Annotated in this window: 20 protein-coding genes and 5 pseudogenes; 6 read left to right on the top strand and 19 right to left on the bottom strand. The window is 53.7% G+C overall.

Features of this window, described 5'->3' with window-relative positions; all coding sequences use genetic code 11:
* Positions 1 to 536: 536 nt before the first annotated feature.
* The 9 genes and pseudogenes from BLT55_RS35055 to BLT55_RS29185 form a co-directional block, all read right to left on the bottom strand.
* Positions 537 to 998: pseudogene (locus BLT55_RS35055) on the bottom strand (hypothetical protein); the annotation flags it as partial.
* A gap of 238 nt (positions 999 to 1,236) precedes the next feature.
* Entirely contained in the window at positions 1,237 to 2,214 is a 978-nt protein-coding gene (locus BLT55_RS29215; RefSeq protein WP_007247761.1) for an IS5 family transposase, read from the bottom strand.
* A gap of 294 nt (positions 2,215 to 2,508) precedes the next feature.
* Positions 2,509 to 2,631: pseudogene (locus tag BLT55_RS35050) on the bottom strand (L-2-hydroxyglutarate oxidase); the annotation flags it as partial.
* A gap of 101 nt (positions 2,632 to 2,732) precedes the next feature.
* Positions 2,733 to 2,975: pseudogene (locus tag BLT55_RS34470) on the bottom strand (FAD-dependent oxidoreductase); the annotation flags it as partial.
* A gap of 112 nt (positions 2,976 to 3,087) precedes the next feature.
* Positions 3,088 to 3,198, bottom strand: a pseudogene (locus BLT55_RS34465) (FAD-dependent oxidoreductase); the annotation flags it as partial.
* 67 nt (positions 3,199 to 3,265) lie between these two features.
* A complete protein-coding gene (locus tag BLT55_RS29200; RefSeq protein WP_055000872.1) occupies positions 3,266 to 3,967 on the bottom strand; it encodes a FadR/GntR family transcriptional regulator in 702 nt (233 codons plus the stop codon).
* A 108-nt stretch (positions 3,968 to 4,075) separates the two neighbouring features.
* A complete protein-coding gene (locus tag BLT55_RS29195; RefSeq protein WP_055000871.1) occupies positions 4,076 to 5,032 on the bottom strand; it encodes a tyrosine-type recombinase/integrase in 957 nt (318 codons plus the stop codon).
* Positions 5,033 to 5,143: 111 nt separating this feature from the next.
* Positions 5,144 to 6,391 carry a type III effector gene (locus BLT55_RS29190; protein WP_223862723.1) on the bottom strand — a complete coding sequence of 416 codons (1,248 nt, stop codon included), beginning with the start codon at positions 6,389 to 6,391 and terminating at the stop codon, positions 5,144 to 5,146.
* A 9-nt stretch (positions 6,392 to 6,400) separates the two neighbouring features.
* Positions 6,401 to 6,793: a CesT family type III secretion system chaperone gene (locus BLT55_RS29185; RefSeq protein WP_074801724.1), complete on the bottom strand. Its 393-nt coding sequence runs from the start codon at positions 6,791 to 6,793 to the stop codon at positions 6,401 to 6,403.
* A 525-nt stretch (positions 6,794 to 7,318) separates the two neighbouring features.
* Here BLT55_RS29185 and BLT55_RS34240 point away from each other — a divergent pair.
* On the top strand, positions 7,319 to 7,594 hold the full coding sequence (locus tag BLT55_RS34240) for a hypothetical protein (protein ID WP_074801826.1): 276 nt from the start codon (positions 7,319 to 7,321) through the stop codon (positions 7,592 to 7,594).
* Positions 7,595 to 7,747: 153 nt separating this feature from the next.
* Here BLT55_RS34240 and BLT55_RS29175 read toward each other — a convergent pair whose 3' ends face one another.
* The 5 genes from BLT55_RS29175 to BLT55_RS29155 all read right to left on the bottom strand — a co-directional run bounded on the left by BLT55_RS29175 (position 7,748) and on the right by BLT55_RS29155 (position 13,730).
* Positions 7,748 to 8,725 carry an IS5 family transposase gene (locus tag BLT55_RS29175; RefSeq protein ID WP_007247761.1) on the bottom strand — a complete coding sequence of 326 codons (978 nt, stop codon included), beginning with the start codon at positions 8,723 to 8,725 and terminating at the stop codon, positions 7,748 to 7,750.
* A 305-nt stretch (positions 8,726 to 9,030) separates the two neighbouring features.
* Positions 9,031 to 9,213 (bottom strand): hypothetical protein, encoded by a 183-nt coding sequence (locus BLT55_RS33650; RefSeq protein ID WP_147464618.1) that lies wholly within the window; start codon positions 9,211 to 9,213, stop codon positions 9,031 to 9,033.
* Between the two features lie 15 nt (positions 9,214 to 9,228).
* The gene (locus BLT55_RS29165) at positions 9,229 to 10,599 is read right to left on the bottom strand and encodes an ATP-binding protein (RefSeq protein ID WP_054998547.1); all 1,371 of its coding nucleotides are present in this window, start codon (positions 10,597 to 10,599) and stop codon (positions 9,229 to 9,231) included.
* Positions 10,600 to 10,611: 12 nt separating this feature from the next.
* Positions 10,612 to 12,834: a TraM recognition domain-containing protein gene (locus BLT55_RS29160; RefSeq protein WP_054998546.1), complete on the bottom strand. Its 2,223-nt coding sequence runs from the start codon at positions 12,832 to 12,834 to the stop codon at positions 10,612 to 10,614.
* 11 nt (positions 12,835 to 12,845) lie between these two features.
* Positions 12,846 to 13,730 (bottom strand): DNA primase, encoded by an 885-nt coding sequence (locus BLT55_RS29155; RefSeq protein ID WP_223862850.1) that lies wholly within the window; start codon positions 13,728 to 13,730, stop codon positions 12,846 to 12,848.
* 101 nt (positions 13,731 to 13,831) lie between these two features.
* Between BLT55_RS29155 and istA the strand changes: the two genes are divergently transcribed.
* Both istA and istB read left to right on the top strand, forming a co-directional pair.
* Complete coding sequence (gene istA, locus BLT55_RS29150; protein ID WP_055000988.1) at positions 13,832 to 14,854, top strand: IS21-like element ISPsy4 family transposase; 1,023 nt, start codon at positions 13,832 to 13,834, stop codon at positions 14,852 to 14,854.
* Positions 14,851 to 15,660, top strand: coding sequence for an IS21-like element ISPsy4 family helper ATPase IstB (istB, locus tag BLT55_RS29145; RefSeq protein ID WP_055000987.1), 810 nt, complete (start codon positions 14,851 to 14,853; stop codon positions 15,658 to 15,660). The genes istA and istB overlap by 4 nt, the downstream gene beginning before the upstream one ends.
* Positions 15,661 to 15,692: 32 nt before the next feature.
* Here the strand turns inward: istB and BLT55_RS29140 are convergent, their stop codons facing one another.
* From BLT55_RS29140 to BLT55_RS29120, 5 genes are all read right to left on the bottom strand, one after another.
* Entirely contained in the window at positions 15,693 to 16,100 is a 408-nt protein-coding gene (locus BLT55_RS29140; RefSeq protein ID WP_055000986.1) for a CHC2 zinc finger domain-containing protein, read from the bottom strand.
* Between the two features lie 8 nt (positions 16,101 to 16,108).
* Positions 16,109 to 16,558: a DsbC family protein gene (locus tag BLT55_RS29135; protein WP_223862847.1), complete on the bottom strand. Its 450-nt coding sequence runs from the start codon at positions 16,556 to 16,558 to the stop codon at positions 16,109 to 16,111.
* A gap of 145 nt (positions 16,559 to 16,703) precedes the next feature.
* Positions 16,704 to 17,198, bottom strand: coding sequence for a hypothetical protein (locus tag BLT55_RS29130; RefSeq protein WP_169790199.1), 495 nt, complete (start codon positions 17,196 to 17,198; stop codon positions 16,704 to 16,706).
* Positions 17,195 to 18,325 (bottom strand): secretion/conjugation apparatus DotM-related subunit, encoded by a 1,131-nt coding sequence (locus BLT55_RS29125; RefSeq protein ID WP_055000985.1) that lies wholly within the window; start codon positions 18,323 to 18,325, stop codon positions 17,195 to 17,197. The genes BLT55_RS29130 and BLT55_RS29125 overlap by 4 nt, the downstream gene beginning before the upstream one ends.
* An 8-nt stretch (positions 18,326 to 18,333) precedes the next feature.
* Positions 18,334 to 18,732, bottom strand: coding sequence for a lytic transglycosylase domain-containing protein (locus tag BLT55_RS29120; RefSeq protein WP_055000984.1), 399 nt, complete (start codon positions 18,730 to 18,732; stop codon positions 18,334 to 18,336).
* A 141-nt stretch (positions 18,733 to 18,873) separates the two neighbouring features.
* Here BLT55_RS29120 and BLT55_RS29115 point away from each other — a divergent pair, with 141 nt between their 5' ends.
* The 3 genes and pseudogenes from BLT55_RS29115 to BLT55_RS29100 all read left to right on the top strand — a co-directional run bounded on the left by BLT55_RS29115 (position 18,874) and on the right by BLT55_RS29100 (position 23,239).
* Positions 18,874 to 20,784 carry a DNA topoisomerase gene (locus BLT55_RS29115; protein WP_074801822.1) on the top strand — a complete coding sequence of 637 codons (1,911 nt, stop codon included), beginning with the start codon at positions 18,874 to 18,876 and terminating at the stop codon, positions 20,782 to 20,784.
* 67 nt (positions 20,785 to 20,851) lie between these two features.
* Positions 20,852 to 21,655: pseudogene (locus BLT55_RS29110) on the top strand (IS5 family transposase); the annotation flags it as partial.
* 354 nt (positions 21,656 to 22,009) lie between these two features.
* Entirely contained in the window at positions 22,010 to 23,239 is a 1,230-nt protein-coding gene (locus BLT55_RS29100; RefSeq protein WP_074801690.1) for an IS91 family transposase, read from the top strand.
* Positions 23,240 to 23,331: the final 92 nt, after the last annotated feature.

Genomic DNA, 23,331 nt, shown 5'->3' with positions numbered 1-23,331 from the left:
CTGAACGACATCAGAAAGCGGGTGCGTTTGAGAAAATTTGTTCACAACGCTCTGAACTGACAAAACATCACGAAGGGGATGGCTTAGGATTTCTTTTATTTCCAACAGGGTGGCAGGGTTCTTTTCTAGGGAGGCGCTGATTTATTCGATTTTTCGTCCCTGCAACGCTCTGGAGGCTTGATTTATCTGGGGCAACAGCTGGGTTTTAGAATAAATCAGCGTCTCCCTAGGTCTTCCCTGATGGCAGAGTCCATCCCTCGAAATACGCTAATACCTTGCCCTCATAAAGAGCCGGTAAGCAAGTACGTTGACCGTTTCACAAAATCCTTCTTCCGTGGTCGGCCACTGAATACCGAACACCACTCCAGCATTTCCATTGCCTCGTTGTATTTCAATACACCTTGAAGAATCAGATTCTTTCTAACATCTTCACTTAGGGAGACGCTGATTTATTCTAAAACCCAGCTGTTGCCCCAGATAAATCAAGGCCTCCAGAGCGTTGCGGGGACGAAAAATCGAATAAATCAGCGCCTCCCTAAGTAGCTTTTCTTACAGGCCGAATTTTTAATCTCGCTAACTCCGGAGCGTAAATTTTTACCGAGAAGCTTCCAAAAGCCTGGATACATGCTGTATTCCAAAACATCGCGAGCATTGAACGCATGTTTTTTGTAACCCTCGCGAGAAAAACCAAGCACAGCATTGGGTCCAACCGTAACCCCTCCGTCAATCATACGAGTTAGGGAGGCGCTGATTTATTCGATTTTTCGTCCCTGCAACGCTCTGGAGGCCTTGATTTATCTGGGGGCAACAGCTGGGTTTTAGAATAAATCAGCGTCTCCTTAGATGAATGCGAGAAATGGAAGCCCAGCTTCTGGCACTGGGTAGATCAGGTGATTTATACTGTTGTTTTTTTCTGACGGTAAGCGAAAATATTCACCACGAAAAGGTATAATCTGAAAATCGACATCCAGTCCGGCCATTCCAGCTAAGTAGCCGCTGATTTATTCTAAAATCCAGCTGTTGCCCCAGATAAATCAAGGCCTCCAGAGCGTTGCCGGGACGAAAAATCGAATAAATCAGCGGCTCCCTAAGGAGACGCTGAACAATTAACCCGTTCGCACCGTCCCCATTTCCAAGCCGGTTTTTTTCAACCTGCCGGCCTTATTTTACGTTTCTCGAGCAGATTTCTGCCCTCATTTTGCTGAAAGGCGGGCCAGTCCCGCCTTTCAGACGGATTTATCCTGCCGTCTGTTGTAAATACCGCTTGGCCAGCATCAGATTGGCCAACCCAAACAAACTGAACAACTGCGCTGTATTCTTTTCCAGCCCACGGTAGCGAACCTTGCGATGATTGAAGCGCACCTTGATTACCTGGAAGGGGTGCTCGACCTTGGCACGCAGTTGCGCCTTGGCATATTCAATTTTGCGCTTGACCCGATACAGCACGCTGCCTTCGCCGTGCTGCTTGTAACTGCTTGGCCGTTCTGCAATCGACCAGATAACGTCCCGTTCAGCATGCTCCGGTCGCTTGGCCGCACCGGTGTATCCAGCGTCACCCGAAACATAGGTTTCGTCACCGTGAAGCAACTGGCCAACCTGGGTGACATCCGCCACGTTAGCGGCCGTCCCTACTACGCTGTGCACCAGCCCCGACGTGGCGTCTACACCAATGTGGGCCTTCATCCCAAAGTGCCATTGATTGCCTTTCCTGGCCTGATGCATCTCAGGATCACGCTTGCCTTCTCGGTTCTTGACCGAGGGCGGCGCGGCGATCAGAGTAGCGTCGACGATAGTGCCTTCCTTGAGCAGCAGCCCCCGGCTGGCCAGATGCTGGTTAATCGTTTCAAACAGCAGCCGGGTTAGCTGATGGACTTCCAGCAAGCGGCGAAAACGCAGCAAGGTGGTGGCATCCGGTGCAGACTCGCGACCCAGGTCGATACCCATAAAACCGCGGATGGCCTGGCTGTCGTAGACGGCATCTTCGCAACCTTCATCGGAGAAACCGAAACACTGCTGCACGACGTACATGCGCAACATGCGCGACACCCCTATCGCAGGGCGTCCGCGCTTGCCTGCGGTGTTGCTATAAAACGGCGCCACTTGCGCCTCCAGCAGGGCCCAGGGCACCAACTGTTCAAGGTCAGCCAGGAAGCGATCTCGGCGAGTCTGCTTTTTCTTGCCGGTATATTCGAGTTCGGAGAAGGTCTTCTGCACGCGCGTAACGCTCACGGAGAGGGAGGCTGTTGAAGGAACATAGTGTGCCAAGGGTGGGGACAGTTGGCTATTTTTGCAGCGCCTCCCTAAGGAGACGCTGATTTATTCTAAAACCCAGCTGTTGCCCCCAGATAAATCAAGGCCTCCAGAGCGTTGCAGGGACGAAAAATCGAATAAATCAGCGCCTCCCTAAGTATCCTCTGAAAAAGCCCATTTTTTTGGAGAGGAACCGGGCTGGAGCGCCTGTATTTACTGGCTTCGACTTTTGAAGAAAAGGCTTTTTCAGACCTTCCCTAAACGATCAGACTGTAAACCTGCGCAAACCACTAATTTATTAGCCTTCCAGGATAGCGCTTCTGATGACACCGATACATGGCTCTCATGCTCCTGAATTGCGACTATAGTTTGACCTAAGGAGGCGCTGATTTATTCGATTTTTCGTCCCGGCAACGCTCTGGAGGCCTTGATTTATCTGGGGGCAACAGCTGGGTTTTAGAATAAATCAGCGTCTCCTTAGCTTCAAGTCGTTCAACGTTGAGCCCATTCTGTCTGGCTCGCGCTTCAAGGTTGCTGAGCGAGGCAAGCTGTCGAGGATTAGATGCCACAAGCATTTTCCCGCAAATCTCAAACGGGATCTTGTGTTCTGTACAGAAGGCTTTTGTCAGCTCTGCCCCACGCTTGCACAGTACGGCCTTCAAACTGCCAGGATCGTAGTAGACCCCAGCATGGATGACCCCGCTGTTATGGCCAGTTTGGTGCTTAGGGAGGCGCTGATTTATTCGATTTTTCGTCCCTGCAACGCTCTGGAGGCCTTGATTTATCTGGGGGCAACAGCTGGGTTTTAGAATAAATCAGCGTCTCCTTAGCTATCGCTGCCTCTTTTTCCACGAGTACCAACGAAGCGCCTGGATGCGCCCTAAGCAGTTGCATTGCTGTGGCCAGCCCTACTATCCCACCCCCAATCACACAGAAATCGTAGATCATAGAAATCCTTTTAAATGTCAGGTTGTCTGACAACGTGATGAGCGATATTTATACTCTTGGATGCCCACTAATCCGCCAGATCGATATTGAGCCGTAGCGCGGCAGCCTTGAGATGCATGCGGGCACAGTGAGCGGCTTCAGAGGGATTTCGTTTTGCTATTGCGTCGTAGATTTCACGGTGTTCACGGATGGCACCACTTGGACCTATTTCAAGTTTTGAGGAGTTTTCCCAAGCCATGAAACGAGCCTGGATTAACTGGCTGCCTAAAAAGTCATGGAAGGCAGACAGATATTCGTTTTTGCACGCAGCTACGATGGCGCAATGAAATTCACAATCTGCCTTTGAGGAGATTTCGAAATTTCCCGCGTTACTCTCCATCAACAACATGGCGTCAGACAGCCGCTTCAAATCGGCATCTGTGTGCCGCTGCGCAGCAACAGACGCCACTTGTATTTCAATCCATGAGCGCAATTCAAACAATTTAGCTAAGCCAGCCGAATGGTCCTCGTTGCCTGGCAGCCGGAAAACCGTGCCACCAGGAGTCTGAGAAACAAAGGAACCACTGCCACGACGAATAACTAGAACACCGTCAGCTTTCAGCTGCGAAATGGCTTCCCTTACCACAGACCGGCTGACACTGAACTGATCAGCCAACTCATGCTCTGTAGGCATCTTCGAATCCGCGGGGAGCCGTCCGCTCATAATTTCTCTACGAATTGCAGAGACGACACCTTCAACGAGGGAGTGAGGTCGTGGAAAGCTTTGCATAACATATTAGTCCTATTGTCTGACAATCAGACTAATAAAAAAGGGATCCAATTACGATTTTTGCCGACGAATGGTTGTTCGGCCTCTTATCTTGACGCGCCCGGCTGTTCAGAGATAAATGCGCTCTACCTCATCCAGGCTGATTTCGTCCCGACGCCGGTCATACAGCTGGGTAGTCCGCGTCGAGGCATGGTTAGCCATCGCTGCCGCATTTTCCAGGGTACCGCCGTTTTTTAAATAGGCCGTAATTCCGGTTGCCCGAAACGTGTGGTTGCCGATCTGCGTCTTGATCCCTGCTGCCAGGGCCCTGCGGCGCACCATGGCATGCGCATTGGCCTGCGGCAGCGCCGTGGTGCTCAACTGACTGGTGCCGCGCCCAACTGTACGAAACAATGGGCCCTTCAGATCAGTATCTATCCCTGTTTCTGACAGGTACGCGTGTAGGTACGCTTCCAATGAGTGATGGCAAGGCATGGCATGCTGCTTGCCGCCTTTCTCTTTCAGGAGTACCCACAGCCGTCGATTTTGTGTGTATACATCCTCTACCCTCATCGCCAGTGCCGCGCCGATCCGAGCAAACGAAAACACCATCAAGGCGATCAGCGCTCGATCACGAAGACCTGCAGGTGTGCTGACATCAATGCTGTCTAGAAGCTGCCGTGCTTCGGATGGATCAAGCACCGGCGTCTTGCCGGTGCGGGCCGTATGACTGGGCCCTCGCACCGAGGCAGCCGGATTATGTGGAACAACCTGGCCCACCACCAACCAGTCGAACAAGTGTCTGATGGCTGCCAGGCGCTGCTTCACCGAAGGCGCAGCCAAGCGCTGCATCTGCAACTCGATCCAAGTAGAGACATGCAGCGGGGCCACCGTCGCCAGATCGGGCACCCCGACATCGGCGCACCAGGTCAAGAACTCGTTTGTTGCGCGCGCATAAGCGCGTCGTGTATTCGGGTTACGAATGTTGGCCGTGAAAAACTCCAAAAAACGCATACCCGCTCGCTCGCCGGCCTGACTGACCAACGCTGGAATGGTGGTGCCTAACACAAGAGTGGCAGGGATCATGGCGACATGTCCTATTTGGATAGCTGCGCTTTGAACCGCTTAACTGAGTTGGCTGTTCCATTGCTCCCCGGACCCCAAAATCGATGCCTACTTCAGACCCTCCCTATACATTTACTTTCTATCCGGAATAACTTTTTTCCAGTGCATCAGCAGGTCCTCCCGTAGCATGCCAAGTGCCAGTCTCTGGGTCTTCAGGTCAGGTGAAAAAAACGCTGTATCGAACACAATTCCCATCCGCTTTTGACTTTTTTCCGCTTGCGCCTGTATTTTTTTCGCGTGACCAGGGCTTATATCTGAATAGCTAAATACAGGTAGCAGATAATTCGTAAAACTGTCAGGCAGTTTCTGACCGTTTTTGAGCAAAGCACCTACGTAACACTCGGCCAGCTGTTGTCCTCCACGCATGCTGCCCGCTTGATACAACTCCCTCTCGGTAATATGTGAGGCAATCTTGGGGTAGATCTGAGCAGCGGCTTTAGCTACTTCACTAATAGCCTGGTCATCGCCGCCAAAGAACGCTTTCAACAACACATTTTCGCCAACTTCGTCTTCGATTCGCCTGGCCGCATCCGGCCAGGAGTCCCCGGTGGACAGCTTGAAACCATGATAGGGATCCTTTGCCAAGGGAATGGGCAAGAGACGCTTAGGGTCTGGCAGTTTCTCTGTCAAACGAGTCGTCAACCCTTCATTCAGGGCTTTCCAGTGCGGATGTTTTATATGGCGTTCGACAAACTCAGGATGCGTGTAACAGTGTATGAACTCATGTCCGGCGACCTGTGCCGGATGGCTCTCGAAATGAATGTTAGGGTTCAGTTTTACCCGTTGGGTTTTGTGGTTCCACTGCCCTGCCACGCCTGAGGGAACATCGTGTGTGACGTCAGCGCGAGCTTTGAAACACGCACTGTCTTTTGGAATATGTGCACCGAAACGCTCAAGAACCGTCTGATTGCCTTGTTCGAGATGTGTGACGCTCGAGCGATGCTGCAGATTGATTGCTGCCCATACACTGCCTCCCGGATCCTTCGCGAAATCACTTGGGTATCTTGCAAAACGGACTCCTGTCGACAGCGCCAGAGTTCCTACCATCAGTTTAACGAAGAGTCTCACAGGATCTACACCCATTTCTGGACGAACATCAGCAGGTGGAGGCTGATTCACGTCAGCAGGTGCAGTCGTTCCTGCTTCTTCACTGGGCATGCCACCCGCTATCGCTCGCAAACGTAATGATGACGGTGCATCCATAGGGGCTTTGGGCTTCTGGCCTCGCGCAGCATCAAGCCGCATAGGCTCCGGCCCTGCAGGCGCTTCGACATGCGGGGCATTATCTACACGAGCACTGTTCCCCACTTTATCCAACATACTCTTTCCTCAGTTAAAACGAAAATGTGTCGCTGTGTCTCGAAGCTCCTGCGCCGTTTCAGCAAAGTTGGCCAGCAGGCTCTCAAAACGGGCTTTGTCCAGAAGGTGAAAATCGTGTTCATAAGAGAAAACCAGGGCACTTTCATCAGGGTTGATGGTAAGCGCGCCACGGCGCAGACGCAGGCCCGGAAACGTATGGGTAAGCAGCTTGCGCAATAAAATGTCGTCTTTAGGGTCTGTACGCAGTTCTATGATGTTAGCTAGTAAGGTAAGGCTGTCGCCGCTGACATGCAGCGTTATATCCATGCCTTCCTGCCACTGGATAGCCTCTGTGACAGGTTTGGCAATTTTTGTCGGGCCCAATATATTAGTTAGCTTTTGCAGCGTCGGCGATAAGCTCATGATTACATCCGTAGATAGCAATATCTGTACTAAGTGGCCGTAACAGCGGACACGTTCCCTGGGTACATAGGAATTTCAAATGCCTATGCATCAAGCTGACGCTATGAAAGGAGCTTCATGCCTTCATAGCGATGCGTAGGAAGACGCTGAGGCGTTACTTATGCAGTGAAAACTGAACCGCCCCGGGTTTCTCGGAGACTGGGGTTGTAAGCCGGAATCCCAGAAATTTCCGTCATGGGCGGGAAGCCACTACTGGTGCGGATTGACGCCAAACAGTTGTATTCCGGCAGCGACGCCGCCAAGCCGAAAACGGCTTGATTGAGCGGCCAAGTATGTACGGAAAACCGTGTCGGATAGCAAAAGCAGCCGGGAACCACTCAGGTGACGTTTTTCGACGGAATTTTCGGCGGTTCCTACTTAGCCCCCTTCACCCCAATTCCTTTTTCTGCTAGATATGATGATAGCAAAATGATACTTTTTTGGGTATTCATAAGTGTGCGTAGTACTACGCCAAGGAGAAGGCTGGTGACGATTATTCAGGAAATCCACGCGTGGTCTAAGAGACTTTCTGCCTGGCAGCAAGATGCGGTAGCTCGACTCTACCAAAACCGTACACTGAGTATTTCTGATCTGGACGACCTTTATGCTTTGGCTAAGGCTGAGGCGGGGATTCCAGATACTGATGGTAGGAAACCTAAGGAGACGCTGATTTATTCTAAAACCCAGCTGTTGCCCCCAGATAAATCAAGGCCTCCAGAGCGTTGCAGGGACGAAAAATCGAATAAATCAGCGCCTCCCTAAGAAGCTAGGGAGACGCTGAACAATTAACCCGTTCGCACCGTCCCCATTTCCAAGCCGGTTTTTTTCAACCTGCCGGCCTTATTTTACGTTTCTCGAGCAGATTTCTGCCCTCATTTTGCTGAAAGGCGGGCCAGTCCCGCCTTTCAGACGGATTTATCCTGCCGTCTGTTGTAAATACCGCTTGGCCAGCATCAGATTGGCCAACCCAAACAAACTGAACAACTGCGCTGTATTCTTTTCCAGCCCACGGTAGCGAACCTTGCGATGATTGAAGCGCACCTTGATTACCTGGAAGGGGTGCTCGACCTTGGCACGCAGTTGCGCCTTGGCATATTCAATTTTGCGCTTGACCCGATACAGCACGCTGCCTTCGCCGTGCTGCTTGTAACTGCTTGGCCGTTCTGCAATCGACCAGATAACGTCCCGTTCAGCATGCTCCGGTCGCTTGGCCGCACCGGTGTATCCAGCGTCACCCGAAACATAGGTTTCGTCACCGTGAAGCAACTGGCCAACCTGGGTGACATCCGCCACGTTAGCGGCCGTCCCTACTACGCTGTGCACCAGCCCCGACGTGGCGTCTACACCAATGTGGGCCTTCATCCCAAAGTGCCATTGATTGCCTTTCCTGGCCTGATGCATCTCAGGATCACGCTTGCCTTCTCGGTTCTTGACCGAGGGCGGCGCGGCGATCAGAGTAGCGTCGACGATAGTGCCTTCCTTGAGCAGCAGCCCCCGGCTGGCCAGATGCTGGTTAATCGTTTCAAACAGCAGCCGGGTTAGCTGATGGACTTCCAGCAAGCGGCGAAAACGCAGCAAGGTGGTGGCATCCGGTGCAGACTCGCGACCCAGGTCGATACCCATAAAACCGCGGATGGCCTGGCTGTCGTAGACGGCATCTTCGCAACCTTCATCGGAGAAACCGAAACACTGCTGCACGACGTACATGCGCAACATGCGCGACACCCCTATCGCAGGGCGTCCGCGCTTGCCTGCGGTGTTGCTATAAAACGGCGCCACTTGCGCCTCCAGCAGGGCCCAGGGCACCAACTGTTCAAGGTCAGCCAGGAAGCGATCTCGGCGAGTCTGCTTTTTCTTGCCGGTATATTCGAGTTCGGAGAAGGTCTTCTGCACGCGCGTAACGCTCACGGAGAGGGAGGCTGTTGAAGGAACTTAGTGTGCCAAGGGTGGGGACAGTTGGCTATTTTTGCAGCGCCTCCCTAGACATCGCAGATCCGGGGTAGCCGCCCCGTGTAAATCAATTATATACGTACGTACGTACATATGTATATTAATTTTGCGCCTTTAGCTTTTCACCAAAAAAAATGTCGATCAGAAGCCTGGTCCCTAAGGAGGCGCTGATTTATTCGATTTTTCGTCCCTGCAACGCTCTGGAGGCCTTGATTTATCAGGGGGCAACAGCTGGGTTTTAGAATAAATCAGCGTCTCCCTAAGGCTACAAAAGCGCAATTCAGGCTCAACTCAAGCATTCCGCGCTCAAGTTCTCTGCCACTGAATTGCAACACCATTCCGTAGAGAATGACCCCAAAGATAACAACGGTGGCCACGGCCATGCTGAGGCGGCGAATAGAGCGGATCAGGTTCAGCACAAATGGGTTCATGGCGATTTCGCTCGTTTAAAAGTGAATTTGGCGGAAATTTGCGATCTGTCCTTTTTCAAGCATGCGTACCGCACCGCTTGTTTGTGGACGTAGGTATTTCAAGTCTTTGATATCGATCTTCAGCTTACGAGCAGCCTCGTCCCAATCAGCAGTCGCGAGGTTGAGCAGTAACAGAGTGCCGGCGTTCTTGATGAAGTCGGAGCTGAAATGCGCTGGGGACTGACCGGCCAGAAGTATTGCCAGGCCAAACTTACGCATTTCTGTAACGACCACGTTGATCGGGTTTGAGGCGTCTTCGTCATTAAATTTCTTTGACTCATCTAGGACGATCAACCTGCGCAGTTTTCCGTGGGATTCACCACGCTGCATCATCTCCCGGATTATTGCGCGCATCCGGAACCTGACAAACATCTTCAACTCATCCTCAGACTGGGCAAGGGGTTTGATGTTGTGCCGGCGAATCCGCGCGTTGCCGAAAGGGGGCGGATTGGGATTGAAAATTCCGGTCGCGATCAGGTTTTCCAGTCGAGTAATGACGCTTAGCATCACATCCTTGCTGTGGTACTTCATCGCGTCATCGAATTCTCGCCCTGTTTGCAGGTTGTTCAAGAACGTTTGGTGTGCCTCCGTAGCCTTGATTTTCGACGTGTCGAGACGCTTCTCCAGGGCTTCAATATCCCCATCGCCATTACGACCTTGCGACTTGGCCAAATCCGCCCGACGCTTGTTCATTGCAGCCATTGTTCTGCAGTAGTCCTCAAAGCAGCTCAAGGCCTGTTTGCCGTCGTCCTGGTCGTCTATCCCCATCCAGAGGGCACGCAACTTGCGTTTGGCCAGCCGCACAACATCGGAGAGGGTAGGATAGACGGCTTTCAGATCTGCCCAGCGCTTGTGTTTGATGATGTCTTTGATTTCGTCATCGGAGGCTTCTCGACGCTGCCAAGTATGTGGCTTATCCACATAGATGCCGCGGGCTGCGTAAGCGTCGGTGAGCAGGTGGCGCAAAACCCCTTCTTGGTTGCCACCAAGCTTTCGCGATGTGCTGTTCATAGCTTCAATCACATCATTCACAGCCCTGCGCACGCCCCCGTAGTGAGGGTCTGTGTTCAACACCAGTGGGTTAAACCCATAGCGTGTCGCTTCGCTGAAAAGGACAGTTTCTGCACCTGGTATCTCGATGTCACCGTGATAGTCGAAGATGTCGATTTCCACCTGCTCATCCATGTTGGTGACGAACTCCCGGATCCAGTGCGTCTTGCCTGCTCCGGAGGTTCCTGCAACACCGACGTGATGGTTCGACACTGCATCAGGACGCCAATAAATAGGAAGTTCCACCTGGTCCTTCGTGTATTTCCAAAAGTCGTTGCCCAGCTTGATTGCTGTCATCGTGCCCCCTTATTAATCATATGCATCTTCTGGGATTTCAAAATCCTCCCCGTCGTCGCCGAGCATTTCCTCGGGTTCAAGATCGGGTTTCGGTTGGTGAAAATATCCAGTAAGGCCTTGAGCTTCCGCTGCATGAAGCGCTTTTCTAGCCGCTTGGAATAACGCGATGCCACGCTGCTCAGCAGGCACGTCGAAACGCTGAATGCTGTCCAGGTGCCGCGCAGTTGCCACAACCTGATCGAGGATCGGGTCATCGAGGGCTGGGTAGTAGGGTTTCTCGACCCGGCGAAGCTGGGCCGCGATGTAGTCGACAGAGTGGGTATCCTGCTTACTGATGCGCTCAGCACTTTGTGGCAATCGGCTAAATTCCGGCCGCTCGACCTGCAGGAACCGGTTGATGCGGGCGGAAAGTTTGCTGGTTTTCTTGTGATCGTCGGGGATGTAGAAGCTTGATGCTGGGATTACAGCTTCCTTAAAAATTAGCATTCCCTCACCGGCCTGCAGTTTTTTCAGCTCGCCAAGCTCGATCTTGTTTCGTCGCTCGATGTTCGCTGCACCCTGCGCTTGGTAGGCACCACCGGTGTTCTGGTCGTAACCTGAGAGCACGCTGTAGTAAGCCTCCCCACCAGCTTTGCGAATGTAATCGTACGTGTCCTCTGGGTCTTCCAAGGCCAGCACCCATTTCACTTTGGTGTTGGCAAGCATGGATGGTGCCTCGTCGGCAGCCTCGCCTCGTTTAAGGCCCTGAATATCCTGCACGGCGGCCACCATCATGAAGCCAAGGCTTCGCGCTTGAGCGAACATTACAGCGATGCCTGCGGCGAAGTAGTAGGCCAACTCATCACTGATGATCAGGTATGGATTAGGGGCATTTGTTGCCTTGGTGTCCAGGACGTCTGCCCGAGTACCTTCTAAGCGGTAGCCAAGGTTCTGGGCCATCATCAGCCGGATTGAAGAAATGTAAAGCTTGCCCAGCGATGCTGCCTCGGACGCAGATTTTTCAAGAGTCGGGATCATTACAGCGATCAGCCGGTCGTTGAGGAGGACATCGAGCATGTCAATTTCGGGGAATTTGTCTGCAAAAATATGACCGTACGTGTCCATCATCATCGACAGAGTGCGAGCAAACTGGCCGGTCAAATAACCATGCTGGTTGAACACCTCTGCATCCCACTTCGACGGATCACCAGCGAGTTGTGGGTTAAAACCTGGTAGGCCGGTTTCAAAGTAGGCTTTGATCGGCAGGTAGGCCAGCTCGGGGATCAGGCCTTGCTGACCCTCGATATAAAATTGGACAAGGTTTTGAAGTGCCAGATAATGGCGGATCACCCCTATGGAGATTTCAAGTTCACCTTTGGCGCGCTTGTAGCAGAGCGTACGCAGCAGCGCATCGATCATGTTGAGCGCTTTTTGCTGCCATTGAGCACCGTCACCGCTGGCTACAGGCAGCAAGGAAGCCATCAGCTGCAGGAGGAAGTCAGCAGCAGCGTCCCCGAAAGGGTTCATGGAGTTCGATTGAGGCTGATTCATTGCATGGAGACCAGACTCCCTGGCAACCATGTGTTCGAAGGGATCCATACCCCCTGTTAGGTAGTTGAGGATGAGAAAATCGTCCTCGCGGCCATGCCTGCGAGCTAGCGACCAGAGACAGAAGGCCAGATTAGAGTCAGCCTTCCCGTCCCCGTACGAGGCTCCAGTCCCCCAGCAGATGGCGTTGTAGTACATGCCCATCAGGGTTTCACTTTTGCCCGAGCCCGTGGTGCCTGGCAAAAACAGATGAGTACGACAATCAGAGTTGTTGAGCCAAAGCTCCCGGCCTTCGTCTGGGCTCGCTGCAATTCCGTCCATATTCGGCGTACGGAGAAAGCCGAGGTACATGATGCCCCCAGCAGCCAAGAGCCTGCGAAAAAGCCTCGACTTTGTGAACAAGCCCCAAAGGTAGTTTTCCTCTACCAACTCCTCGTAATAATCCGTTCGATCCAATCCGCCAATGTCTTTTGGCATGCGGAGAGGCATGCGAAATTTCTGGTCCTTGAAAGCCATGATTAGCATGGACAAGAAGAGGATCCAGACCGGCCACAAGACTGGCTGATAGAACAGCAGGCCAGCTATGGCTAAAAGTGCAAGCTTGAAGTTGTTCGGGCGAAACAGTGCGACATTGAACCTGGTCCAAGAGCTGCGCACGTCCCTTGATATGCGACCAGGCTTGATCTCGTGCTGTGAGTCGAGAGACATTTAGTGATCTCCTAAGCGGGCAACGCCATACCGATGGTTCTTTCGAACTGAGCGGTAAGAGCTTGTTTGTAGAGGGTTGCCTCACGTACGCGGGTGAGTATTTTGCGTGCCTTTTCAGCAGCGCGGACCTGCGATTCTGGTACGTCCATATCCAAGCCGTGCTTCACGTAGTCGGTCAAAAACCTGCTCAATGGATATGCGGTAGCTAGTGCATCGTTCCATGCATCAAGCCCATGCGAAGCGATCAGCTGATCAGGGTCGCTGCCCTCGGGTAGAAAAAGGAACTGGGCAGTTTTACCGTCGCGGATTTCCTCTAAAACAACGGCAGAGGCTCGTAACGCAGCAGATCGGCCGGGCTTATCCCCATCGAAGGCAAATGTCACGGTGTCGGCATGGCTGAATAGCCGTCTTGCCTGAGTGTTTGTAAGGGCGGTCCCCATGGGGGCGACCACTCTGCAGTCACCGGCCTGGTGAGCCGTGAGCACATCGAAATAACCTTCAACGACGATAGCGTGCCGATCGCTACGAATTGCCGCCTTGGCGACGTTGATCGCATACAACTCGTTGCCTTTATGAAAAAGCTCAGTTTCAGGCGAATTCAGATACTTGGGTGTTCGGTCGGGCTTTTCGATCATAGAACGTCCTGCAAACCCGATCAAAGCACCGCTTTCGTTGTAGATCGGTATCATTATCCGGTTGCGAAAGCGGTCAAATAGACGACCGTCCTCCGCACGAATGGCCAGCCCGCACTCAATGAGTGTTTCTGGATCGTGACGCTTAGCCAACAGTTCAACGACGCCGGTCGCGACGGTACCCAACTGGTAGGAAGAAATTGTTTCTTGCGAAAGCCTGCGGGTGGTTGTGAGGTACTGGAGACCTGTGGGACTGCGTTCGATCCCACCCGCGTATAAGTGTCACCGCCACTGTAAAAATGACCCCCTAACGCCAACCTAGAATTGACCCCCCTGGGTAAAACTGGCGGCTTTGAGCTGCCAATATGTTGACCCAGGAGCAGTCTGTGGAAATTAAAGTGTTGGCCCGTCAGGGCCATGGCATCAAATTCATCGCCCGTGAGCTGGGTATTTCGCGTAACACCGTGCGCAAGTACCTGCGAAAGGCCCGGTCGCTACCCAATGACAAGGTGAGACCCGCACGTCCGTGCAAAATCGACCCCTTCAAGGACTACCTGCACGAGCGTATTGAGGCGGCGCGCCCGCACTGGATTCCGGCGACCGTCCTGCTGCGTGAGATCACGGCATTGGGGTACAGCGGCGGCGTCAGTCGTCTGAAGGCTTATATTCGCCCCTTCAAACGTAAGGCAGAAGAGCCGGTGGTACGTTTCGAGACTCTGCCCGGTAAGCAGATGCAGGTGGACTTCACCACCATTCGACGAGGCCGTCAGCCGCTTAAGGCGTTCGTGGCGACACTTGGTTTTAGTCGAGCAAGCTTTGTCCGTTTCTCCGAGCGAGAGGACAGCGAAGCCTGGCTGACAGGGCTTCGGGAGGCGTTCGCTTACTTTGGCGGCGTGCCCGAGCAGGCATTGTTTGATAACGCCGGAACCATCATCACCGAGCGAGATGCTTTTGGGGAGGGCCAGCATCGTTGGCATCCCCGATTGGCTGCGCTGGCCGATGAGTTTGGTTTTATTCCCAAGGTCTGCCGCCCTTACCGTGCCCAGACCAAGGGTAAGGTTGAGCGCTTCAACGGGTATCTGAAGGGCAGTTTCATTACCCCGTTGGCCGCTACGCTCAAGAGTGCGGGTCTGACGCTGGATGTGGTGACGGCCAACGCACATATCGGCCAATGGCTCGACGAAGTCGCTCATCAGCGGATTCACGGCACGACGGGTGTTCAACCGGCGGTACGTCTGGCCCAAGAGCAGCAGGTACTATTACCACTGCCAACACAGAGCCTGCGCCCACAACCCGCCCCAGGCCTACGCCTGGGGCGGGTCCTGCCGTACGAGAGCTTGCAGCATCCGCTGTCGGTTTATGAGCAACTGCTGGAGGTGAGAGCATGAACCTTCAACATGCTCGCCTGACAGAACTATGCAAGGGGCTAAAGCTTGAGCGCGTCGGGGTGGACTGGCCGCACCTGGCCCAACAAGCAGCAAGCGGCGAAGACAGCTTTGCCGACTTCCTCGAAAAGCTGCTGGTTGCCGAGACCGATGCCCGAAGTGAACGCTCTCGACAGGCCCTGCTGAAAACTGCCGCGCTGCCCGCCGTGAAAACGCTGGAGCAATACGACTTCGCGTTTGCCACCGGCGTCCCTCGGGCACAGCTCCAGGAGCTGGCAGCACTGAGTTTTGTTGGACGTGCCGAGAACATCGTGTTCCTGGGGCCTAGTGGTGTAGGCAAGAGCCACCTGGCCATCGCGCTGGCCTACCGGGCGGTGATGGCCGGTATCAAAACCCGCTTCGTCACTGCGGCTGACTTGATGCTGCAACTGACCGCTGCGCACCGCCAGGAACGGCTCAAGGAATACTTCAGTCGTGTGGTGATGGCCCCCGGGTTGTTGGTCATCGATGAAATCGGTTACCTGCCGTTTGGTCGTGATGAAGCCAACCTGTTCTTCAATGTTGTCGCCAAGCGCTACGAGCAAGGCAGCCTGATCCTCACGAGTAACTTGCCGTTTACCCAGTGGGCCGGAACCTTTGCGGATGATCAAACACTGACAGCGGCCATGCTGGACAGGCTGTTACATCATGCCCATATCGTGCAGATGACAGGTGAAAGCTATCGACTCAAGGACAAGCGCAAAGCAGGAACCAACTCTTCTCGGGCCGAACCGGCTCGAAAATATGAACCCGAGGGTGGTCAAAACTAAGTTGGCGATTTAGCACGGAAGGGGGTCACTTTTTAGTTGGCGTTGACATATAAGCGCGACGCGTCTTGCAGGGCTTTGCTTAAAGACGCTAAGCGACTTCGGCGCTTTTGCGATTCGGCTGAGTCGTCAACCTGTGATTCAGGAACCGAAATTCCTGAATCCGACGCCACAGCTGCAACTGCTTCTGGAAAGGGCAGTTTGTGAAACTCCATCATCCACTTGATCGCATCGCCTTGTGCGGGGCACCCATAACACTTGTATGTGTTCCGCTCAGGTGATACCTCAAAAGAGGGTGTTTTCTCTGCGTGAAAAGGGCAGCACGCCTTAAATGCCTTGCCTGCCTTTTTGAGGGTGATGTCTCTTCCTATGATCCCCACCAGGTCTGCGTCCTCACGCACACGGGCAAGGAATTCATCGGTGTACCGGATGTACTTACCCATGAATATCCTCACTGCGCCTTTGTTTGATCCAGCCACTGCGAAATGGCGCGGGCGGTATTCGGAAGGGTCAGCGGGGTTTGTTCGCCGCTGGTGTTCACCACTGTGGGAGTGCCCAAGAAATTCAGCTTGCGGAATATCTGGTCATTGGCCGATACGGCCGCTTCGCCTTCGGGGCAAGTTGGTGCGTCGAGGCGATCACCCTTGACGATTTTTTTCCAGTAGTTGGCACGGTCTTCAGGTTTAGCGCAAAGCATTTGGGAAATCGCAGTGCTGGACTCAGGCCCGCCGATCACTGATACCGGAAAAAGCTGGATGGTGTAGTCAGCAGCGAGCTTTTCAAGTTCAGGTTCAAAATTTCGGCAATGTGGGCAAGACGGGTCAGAGAACACATAGACAGTCCCTTTACCCCCCTGAGAGAGCTGTACAGCGTACTTACCAGCCCTGGTGCCTGCATTGATGGCTTGCTTGACGATTGATGGGTCAGCAGCTGGTGGAAGCCCGGGGATGTTACCTAGGGAGACGCTGATTTATTCTAAAACCCAGCTGTTGCCCCCAGATAAATCAAGGCCTCCAGAGCGTTGCAGGGACGAAAAATCGAATAAATCAGCGCCTCCCTAGCTGCAGATTCTGAGGCTGTTGCGGCGGTGCAAAGCCAGGCTGAATTGCAACTGGGTTGAAAGCAGGCTGCTCATTCACCTGGCCCGATGGTCCAGGTGCAGCTTGCGAGGTAATGCCGGTCATTCGGGCCGCGTACATGTTCAAACCAAGGGCAAAGATCAGGCCGAACGCTGGTAGTAAGCCCCACTTAACGGCACCTTTCACACGGCTGAATATCACACGGCGCCGTGAGAAGCGGTCCAGCGCATGTTGCATTGCTTCAAAAGCATTACCAGCCAGAGCTTCGGATCCGAACTCTTCAAGCAAGCACTCATGATTTTCCCCCTGTGCAGAGTTGGACCAGAGCAGACGTTTTCCATCTTGGCGAACCTGGAGACTGTCGTTCAACGAAAGTGCCGTAACAGCACGCCGCTCGCCGGTAGATCCAAAGTGGACATGGAGAGACGAATCGTACTGGCGAATTCTGTCGCGATTTTTCATAGTGTTTCTCCTTGTCGGGTGACCAAACCTAGTTTGGCGAGATATTTTTCGACGCCATCAATCGCGTCTTCAACGAATGGCTCAGTAAGGCGATAACCCACGTTTTCCGCGAACTCTTCCCACTGCATCTGAGTGAAAACTGCACCTTGTTCGAGATATGGGGCTTTGCGCAGACCGATGTTCAAGGCATAGAAAAGGTTACGATCCATCCCTTTCAACCAGCGAAACTGGGAAGAAGGCAACTTGCCGCTTTTGGATGCAGCCTTGTGCATGGCGAACAGCATCGTTCGGGGGTAGGGGTGTTTGAGGAGCCAAGCCTGAGCGTCAGGATGGGCTGAGTATTTTTTGAATGCTGCGTCAGTTAAACCGAGTTCCGGGTACCCTTTTTTCCCTTCAAACGTACCTGTGTGACAAGAGCGGTTGAGGTCGTCCAGGAGCTGCTGGGCTACGCGGATGTCTTTTCCGTCCGAGAGGAGGCGAGCGCCGAACACTGCGAACATTGCACGCTCGGTCGGACTCAATTCGTTGAGTGTCGCGACAGGCTTGCCTAGGAACTCGATCAGGAGTTGTCCGCAGCGTTCACGATCTAACTTGTGATTTACAATCAGTCCTTGCTCAAGCGTCCATTCCTCGGGATGCACAGCGCTGCGATGCTCGACCGGATCATCGTTTAGCAGCAGAGTTTGAGGGTTGCCGTAGTACAGGGAAGGAATGATGGCGGGGGAGTGCTTGGACATGATCCAAGGCAGGGTTTCAACCGTGACCTTCCTGCGCGTTTTGTTCATCGGGTGCCGGTGAGCTGCAAGAAAGCCCCTCGCGATGAACATAAGCGGTATGGGAATGTAAAAATAACCAGCTTTATTGAGAATGCTCAAAAGCTCGGGGAAAGTAACCCTTGATGGATACATTGCCATACCCGCAGCTTGAGCGCGCCACTCGCGAATCACCTCAGGCATAAATGGCCAATCGAATACAGCAAGCTGGTACCAAACCCACTTGAGCGACCAGTAGCTAATGGTGCCGTGCCAGCGATGCCAAAACATCCATCCGAAAAATGCGATCAAGCCAATCAGGACTAGCCATACCATTCCCATTCCGTCTGATTGATTTTGTCCGTGTCTAGCCATGAGCCCTCCTAGAACTTGAGCAAATTGTTGTAAACACGCTGGATGTACGGGTATTTGTACTTCGGAGTCCTGGAGTGGTAATGCCCAACCCCATCCCAAAAGCTGCCATTCGCCTGGTTGATCTCGTAGCGCAAAATGTATGCAGCGGCGCGAGCGGACCAGCAGAAGTTCGTCGTAATCATTTGGGGCGATACGCCAAATTCTCGCTCTAATTTCTGAGCCCACACGGTGTTGATCTGGAAAGGACCGTGGTCGACTGTGCCATTTTTGTTCGGGCTCAAAGTCCCTGTACTGCCGCCCTCGGTTATCCAAAGCGCGATCATTCCCCTGAGGGGCAAACTGTAATCTCGCGCCGCTTCGACCAAACAAACCGGTACAGGCGGCTCAGCCACTGGTAATGGAATCATCGTTTCGTCCTTTCTCGATCCCTAGCAATGGGTTATAATTTTCCGTATGGTAGCCATTCTACGGAATCAAGGCAAGTTGAATCAGCCTTATGCAGATCCGCAAAAACGCTGATTTCAGCCTCGTACAGGAAGGAGTTTTTAATGGAAAAGGTTTTGTGGATTGCCGAGAAGGAATCCCAGCTTTCTCAGGGTATTTATTCGGCCATTCCGGGCCGCACCGAAGATCAGGGGCCAGGCTGGGCACGCAGAGGTGAGCAGTGGTTTATCTGGCTCGATGGCCACGCCTTTCAACAAGCTCCACCCGACCACTACCTTCCTGACGACCTGCCTTTGACAGCCAGCAAGAAAAAGGTTTGGCGGATGGCTGATCTACCTATTATCCCTGGAGCTCGGGCATGGAAGCTTTTGCCAGATCCACGAAAGAAGGCTCGTATCGCAAAGCTTAAAGAATTGTTGCAGTGGTGTGACGTTGTTCACCACCTTGGCGATTCCGACGAGGAGGGTCAGTGCCTTGTTGATGAAGCCCTCGAGTACTTCCAATTCAAGAAGCCTGTAAGGCGGGTGCTGATCAACGACTACAACTCTACAAAAATTAAAGAGTCACTTGCCAACATTCGCGATAACACAGAACCCCAGTTCACCGGGTGGCGGCGCTGGGGCCTTGCTCGCAGTCGCTACGACTGGTTGCTGGGTATGAATGGCACGAGAGCGATGACCTTGCGCGGCCGTGAGGTAGGACAGCAGGGTTTGCTACCCGTTGGGAGTGTACAAACGCCTCTACTCTATATAGCCAGGGAGCGCGACAGGCTGATCGAGGAATTCAAGCCTCACGCCTATCAAGCAGTCACCGTACAACTAAAACCAACCGAAGGTCCGGACTTTCAGGCTCGGTGGAAACCGCGGGCCGATCAACCCGGCCTGGATGATAATGGGCGTGTGGTCGACACTCAAGTCGCCAAGGCCATTGCAGAAAAGGTCAAAGGCCGGACAGGTTCTGTTACAGAAAGCGCTGTAGTCGATAAGAGCAAGAAACCTCCATTACCTCTTTCCATGAACGAGCTGCAGATGGAAGGTTTCAGCCGGTATGACTATTCCGCTCAGGAAGTCATGGAAGCGGCTCAGAAGCTGTACGACACGTACAAAGTCATGACCTATCCAAGAACAGATGTCAGGCACCTTTCAGGAGCCCATCACGATGAAGCGCCTGCAGTGATAGCGGCAGTGCTGCAAATTCGTCCTGACCTGACACAGATTGCTGACCTACTAAACCACTCACACAAATCAGCTGCATTCGATGACGCGAAAGTTCGCACACCGACCGGGGAGCCAACTCCGCACCACGGCATAGTGCCTTCCATTCCCGAAAAAACGGTGAACCTGTCCGAGTGGACGGAACGAGAAAGAAACGTTTACGACCTGGTTGTTCGGGCATACCTGGCTCAGTTTGCCAGCGATTACAAATATCAGGCCGCAACGCTGCAAGTAGATATTGATGGTGAGGCTTTTACGGCCAGTGGTACCACGCCCGTACACATGGGTTGGAAAACGATCTATCAAGAACCACCGCCATTGGATGGTATAGAGCTGGAAGAGGACAACCTTCCTTCGCTGACTCTGCCAGCGCTGAGTGAGGGGGATAGCGTCTCGTGCCTGTCCTGCAGCATGGTCGACCAAATGACTACGCCACCACCGCGATTTGACGACAACATGCTGCTTGATGCGATGAAGAACCTGCACAGGTATGTAGTCGATCCGGAGCTTCGTAAACTCCTCAAAGAAGGTGAGGGCATCGGGACAACCTCCACCCGTGCTGGGATTATTGCGGATATGAAAAAGCGAGAGCTTTTCGTACCTGCACCGAAAGGCAAGAAAAAACTCATGACGAGTGCGCAGGCCAGAAACCTGATCGATGCTCTTCCTATGAAGGTGAAAGACCCCGCACAGGCCGGTTATTTCAAACAGTCACTGGATAAGGTCGCCAGTGGCACACTCACCCATTCCGAGTTCATGGAATATGCAGAACGATTCGTTAGGGAGGCGCTGCAAAAATAGCCAACTGTCCCCACCCTTGGCACACTAAGTTCCTTCAACAGCCTCCCTCTCCGTGAGCGTTACGCGCGTGCAGAAGACCTTCTCCGAACTCGAATATACCGGCAAGAAAAAGCAGACTCGCCGAGATCGCTTCCTGGCTGACCTTGAACAGTTGGTGCCCTGGGCCCTGCTGGAGGCGCAAGTGGCGCCGTTTTATAGCAACACCGCAGGCAAGCGCGGACGCCCTGCGATAGGGGTGTCGCGCATGTTGCGCATGTACGTCGTGCAGCAGTGTTTCGGTTTCTCCGATGAAGGTTGCGAAGATGCCGTCTACGACAGCCAGGCCATCCGCGGTTTTATGGGTATCGACCTGGGTCGCGAGTCTGCACCGGATGCCACCACCTTGCTGCGTTTTCGCCGCTTGCTGGAAGTCCATCAGCTAACCCGGCTGCTGTTTGAAACGATTAACCAGCATCTGGCCAGCCGGGGGCTGCTGCTCAAGGAAGGCACTATCGTCGACGCTACTCTGATCGCCGCGCCGCCCTCGGTCAAGAACCGAGAAGGCAAGCGTGATCCTGAGATGCATCAGGCCAGGAAAGGCAATCAATGGCACTTTGGGATGAAGGCCCACATTGGTGTAGACGCCACGTCGGGGCTGGTGCACAGCGTAGTAGGGACGGCCGCTAACGTGGCGGATGTCACCCAGGTTGGCCAGTTGCTTCACGGTGACGAAACCTATGTTTCGGGTGACGCTGGATACACCGGTGCGGCCAAGCGACCGGAGCATGCTGAACGGGACGTTATCTGGTCGATTGCAGAACGGCCAAGCAGTTACAAGCAGCACGGCGAAGGCAGCGTGCTGTATCGGGTCAAGCGCAAAATTGAATATGCGAACTGGGCAGCCTGCGGCTGCAAATTGTGGGATTTTGAAATCGGTTATCATAGCCGAAATCGAGTCGATCCCTCCTCAGCACAGGCTTACACATGGCGTCAGAGACCAAAAAACGTAAACGGGCGAGCCGGGCAAAAGCCAAGGCAAAGCAGACCCGTCTCCAACGCGCCGGGCATACCACCTTCGTTCCCGATACCGACTTTTTCTTCGATATCGATCCTTTGGGTGATGTCGATCTTTGTAGTTGCTGCCAGACAACGTATCTGAACGACATGTTTCCCGACGCTTCTTGCGTAAGCGTTTCGATGAGAGAAGGGCCAGGCGGATTCGCCATCACCGCCGTCATTCACCACGATGAGGAGCCGCCCTGCTGACGTGGCCTCTGCACCGCCTGCTTACAAACCTCGACCGCTCAAAAACCTCTTCACGGCCAACGGCTGCTGGGCAGATTTGCTGGAGGCCGGCGGTCTGCGCCAAATCGAAGTGGAGTCGATCAGCAAAATGCTCGCCTGCGGCACCTCGATACTGGGCGTCAAACACTACACCTGCGGCAACGACAGCTGCCCGCACGTCAAATACCTGTGCAACACCTGCCATTGCCGGGCCTGTCCTTCCTGCGGCAAAAAGGCCACCGACCAGTGGATCGCCGTGCAAAACAACCGTCTGCCCGACTGCCCCTGGCAGCATCTGGTGTTCACGCTGCCCGACACGCTGTGGTCCCTGTTCTTCTACAACCGCTGGCTGCTTGATGCGCTGTTTCGTCTGGCGGCCGATAACCTGATCTACACCGCCAAGCGGCGCGGTTTGCGCGTCGGGATTTTCGGGGCGCTGCACACCTATGGACGGCGGCTCAACTGGCATCCCCACGTCCACCTGTCGGTGACCGCGGGCGGCCTGGATGAGCAGGGCGTCTGGAAAAATCTGTCGTTCCACAAAGAGGCCCTGCGGCGGCGCTGGATGTGGCTGGTGCGCGATTACCTGCTGGGACAGCCGCTTTCGCAACTGACGATGCCGCCGCCGCTGGCCCACATCCACTGTGAAAACGACTGGCACCGTCTGATACTGACCGCTGGCGGCCAGCACTGGCACATCCACTTGTCGAAGAAGACGGAAAACGGCCGAAAGACCGTCAATTACCTGGGCCGCTACCTGAAAAAACCGCCGATCTCGGGCAGTCGTCTGGCGCATTACACCAACGGGGCCACGTTGAGCTTCACCTACCTGGATCACCGCACACAGACCTATCAGCAGGAAACGCTGAGCCAGGCCGACATGCTGCGCCGGGTGGTGCAGCACATCCCGGAAAAGCATTTCCGGATGATCCGGTATTTTGGTTTTCTGGCCAATCGGGTGTGTGGGAAATACCTGCCGAAGGTGTATGAAGCATTGAAGATGGCGACGCCAGGACCGACACCGAAGCTGTATTTTGTGCAGATGGCCAAAGCCTTTCTAAACGTCGATCCGTTCCGTTGCGTGCTGTGTGGCGCGCGGATGGTATACACGGCGGCAATCAGCGGGCTGACGGTACAGGGACTGGTCCTCAACGCTCAGGCGATCGCGCAGATGAGGTACGTGAAGCCCTGACAGGGGGAAGGTGCGTCCGCACCTAGGCTTCGCGGTGAAATAACCTGCATTAACGCTGATTTATAGGGATTTTCACTGCATAAGTAACGCAT

This window comes from Pseudomonas cannabina (assembly GCF_900100365.1).
GTDB lineage: Bacteria > Pseudomonadota > Gammaproteobacteria > Pseudomonadales > Pseudomonadaceae > Aquipseudomonas > Aquipseudomonas cannabina.
The sequence above is the reverse complement of the archived record's forward strand: the minus strand, read 5'-3'. Positions and strand labels throughout refer to the sequence as shown.

Bases quoted from the DNA above. Each gene is read 5' to 3' on its own strand.
- BLT55_RS29200 (WP_055000872.1), bottom strand. From the start codon at position 3,967: ATGCAAAGCTTTCCACGACCTCACTCCCTCGTTGAAGGTGTCGTCTCT.
- BLT55_RS29140 (WP_055000986.1), bottom strand. From the start codon at position 16,100: ATGGGTAAGTACATCCGGTACACCGATGAATTCCTTGCCCGTGTGCGT.
- BLT55_RS29195 (WP_055000871.1), bottom strand. From the start codon at position 5,032: ATGATCCCTGCCACTCTTGTGTTAGGCACCACCATTCCAGCGTTGGTC.
- istA (WP_055000988.1), top strand. From the start codon at position 13,832: ATGTTGACCCAGGAGCAGTCTGTGGAAATTAAAGTGTTGGCCCGTCAG.
- BLT55_RS29130 (WP_169790199.1), bottom strand. From the start codon at position 17,198: ATGAAAAATCGCGACAGAATTCGCCAGTACGATTCGTCTCTCCATGTC.
- BLT55_RS33650 (WP_147464618.1), bottom strand. From the start codon at position 9,213: ATGAACCCATTTGTGCTGAACCTGATCCGCTCTATTCGCCGCCTCAGC.
- BLT55_RS29125 (WP_055000985.1), bottom strand. From the start codon at position 18,325: ATGGCTAGACACGGACAAAATCAATCAGACGGAATGGGAATGGTATGG.
- BLT55_RS29190 (WP_223862723.1), bottom strand. From the start codon at position 6,391: ATGTTGGATAAAGTGGGGAACAGTGCTCGTGTAGATAATGCCCCGCAT.
- istB (WP_055000987.1), top strand. From the start codon at position 14,851: ATGAACCTTCAACATGCTCGCCTGACAGAACTATGCAAGGGGCTAAAG.
- BLT55_RS29160 (WP_054998546.1), bottom strand. From the start codon at position 12,834: ATGTCTCTCGACTCACAGCACGAGATCAAGCCTGGTCGCATATCAAGG.
- BLT55_RS29115 (WP_074801822.1), top strand. From the start codon at position 18,874: ATGGAAAAGGTTTTGTGGATTGCCGAGAAGGAATCCCAGCTTTCTCAG.
- BLT55_RS29100 (WP_074801690.1), top strand. From the start codon at position 22,010: ATGAGGAGCCGCCCTGCTGACGTGGCCTCTGCACCGCCTGCTTACAAA.
- BLT55_RS29165 (WP_054998547.1), bottom strand. From the start codon at position 10,599: ATGACAGCAATCAAGCTGGGCAACGACTTTTGGAAATACACGAAGGAC.
- BLT55_RS29120 (WP_055000984.1), bottom strand. From the start codon at position 18,732: ATGATTCCATTACCAGTGGCTGAGCCGCCTGTACCGGTTTGTTTGGTC.
- BLT55_RS29185 (WP_074801724.1), bottom strand. From the start codon at position 6,793: ATGAGCTTATCGCCGACGCTGCAAAAGCTAACTAATATATTGGGCCCG.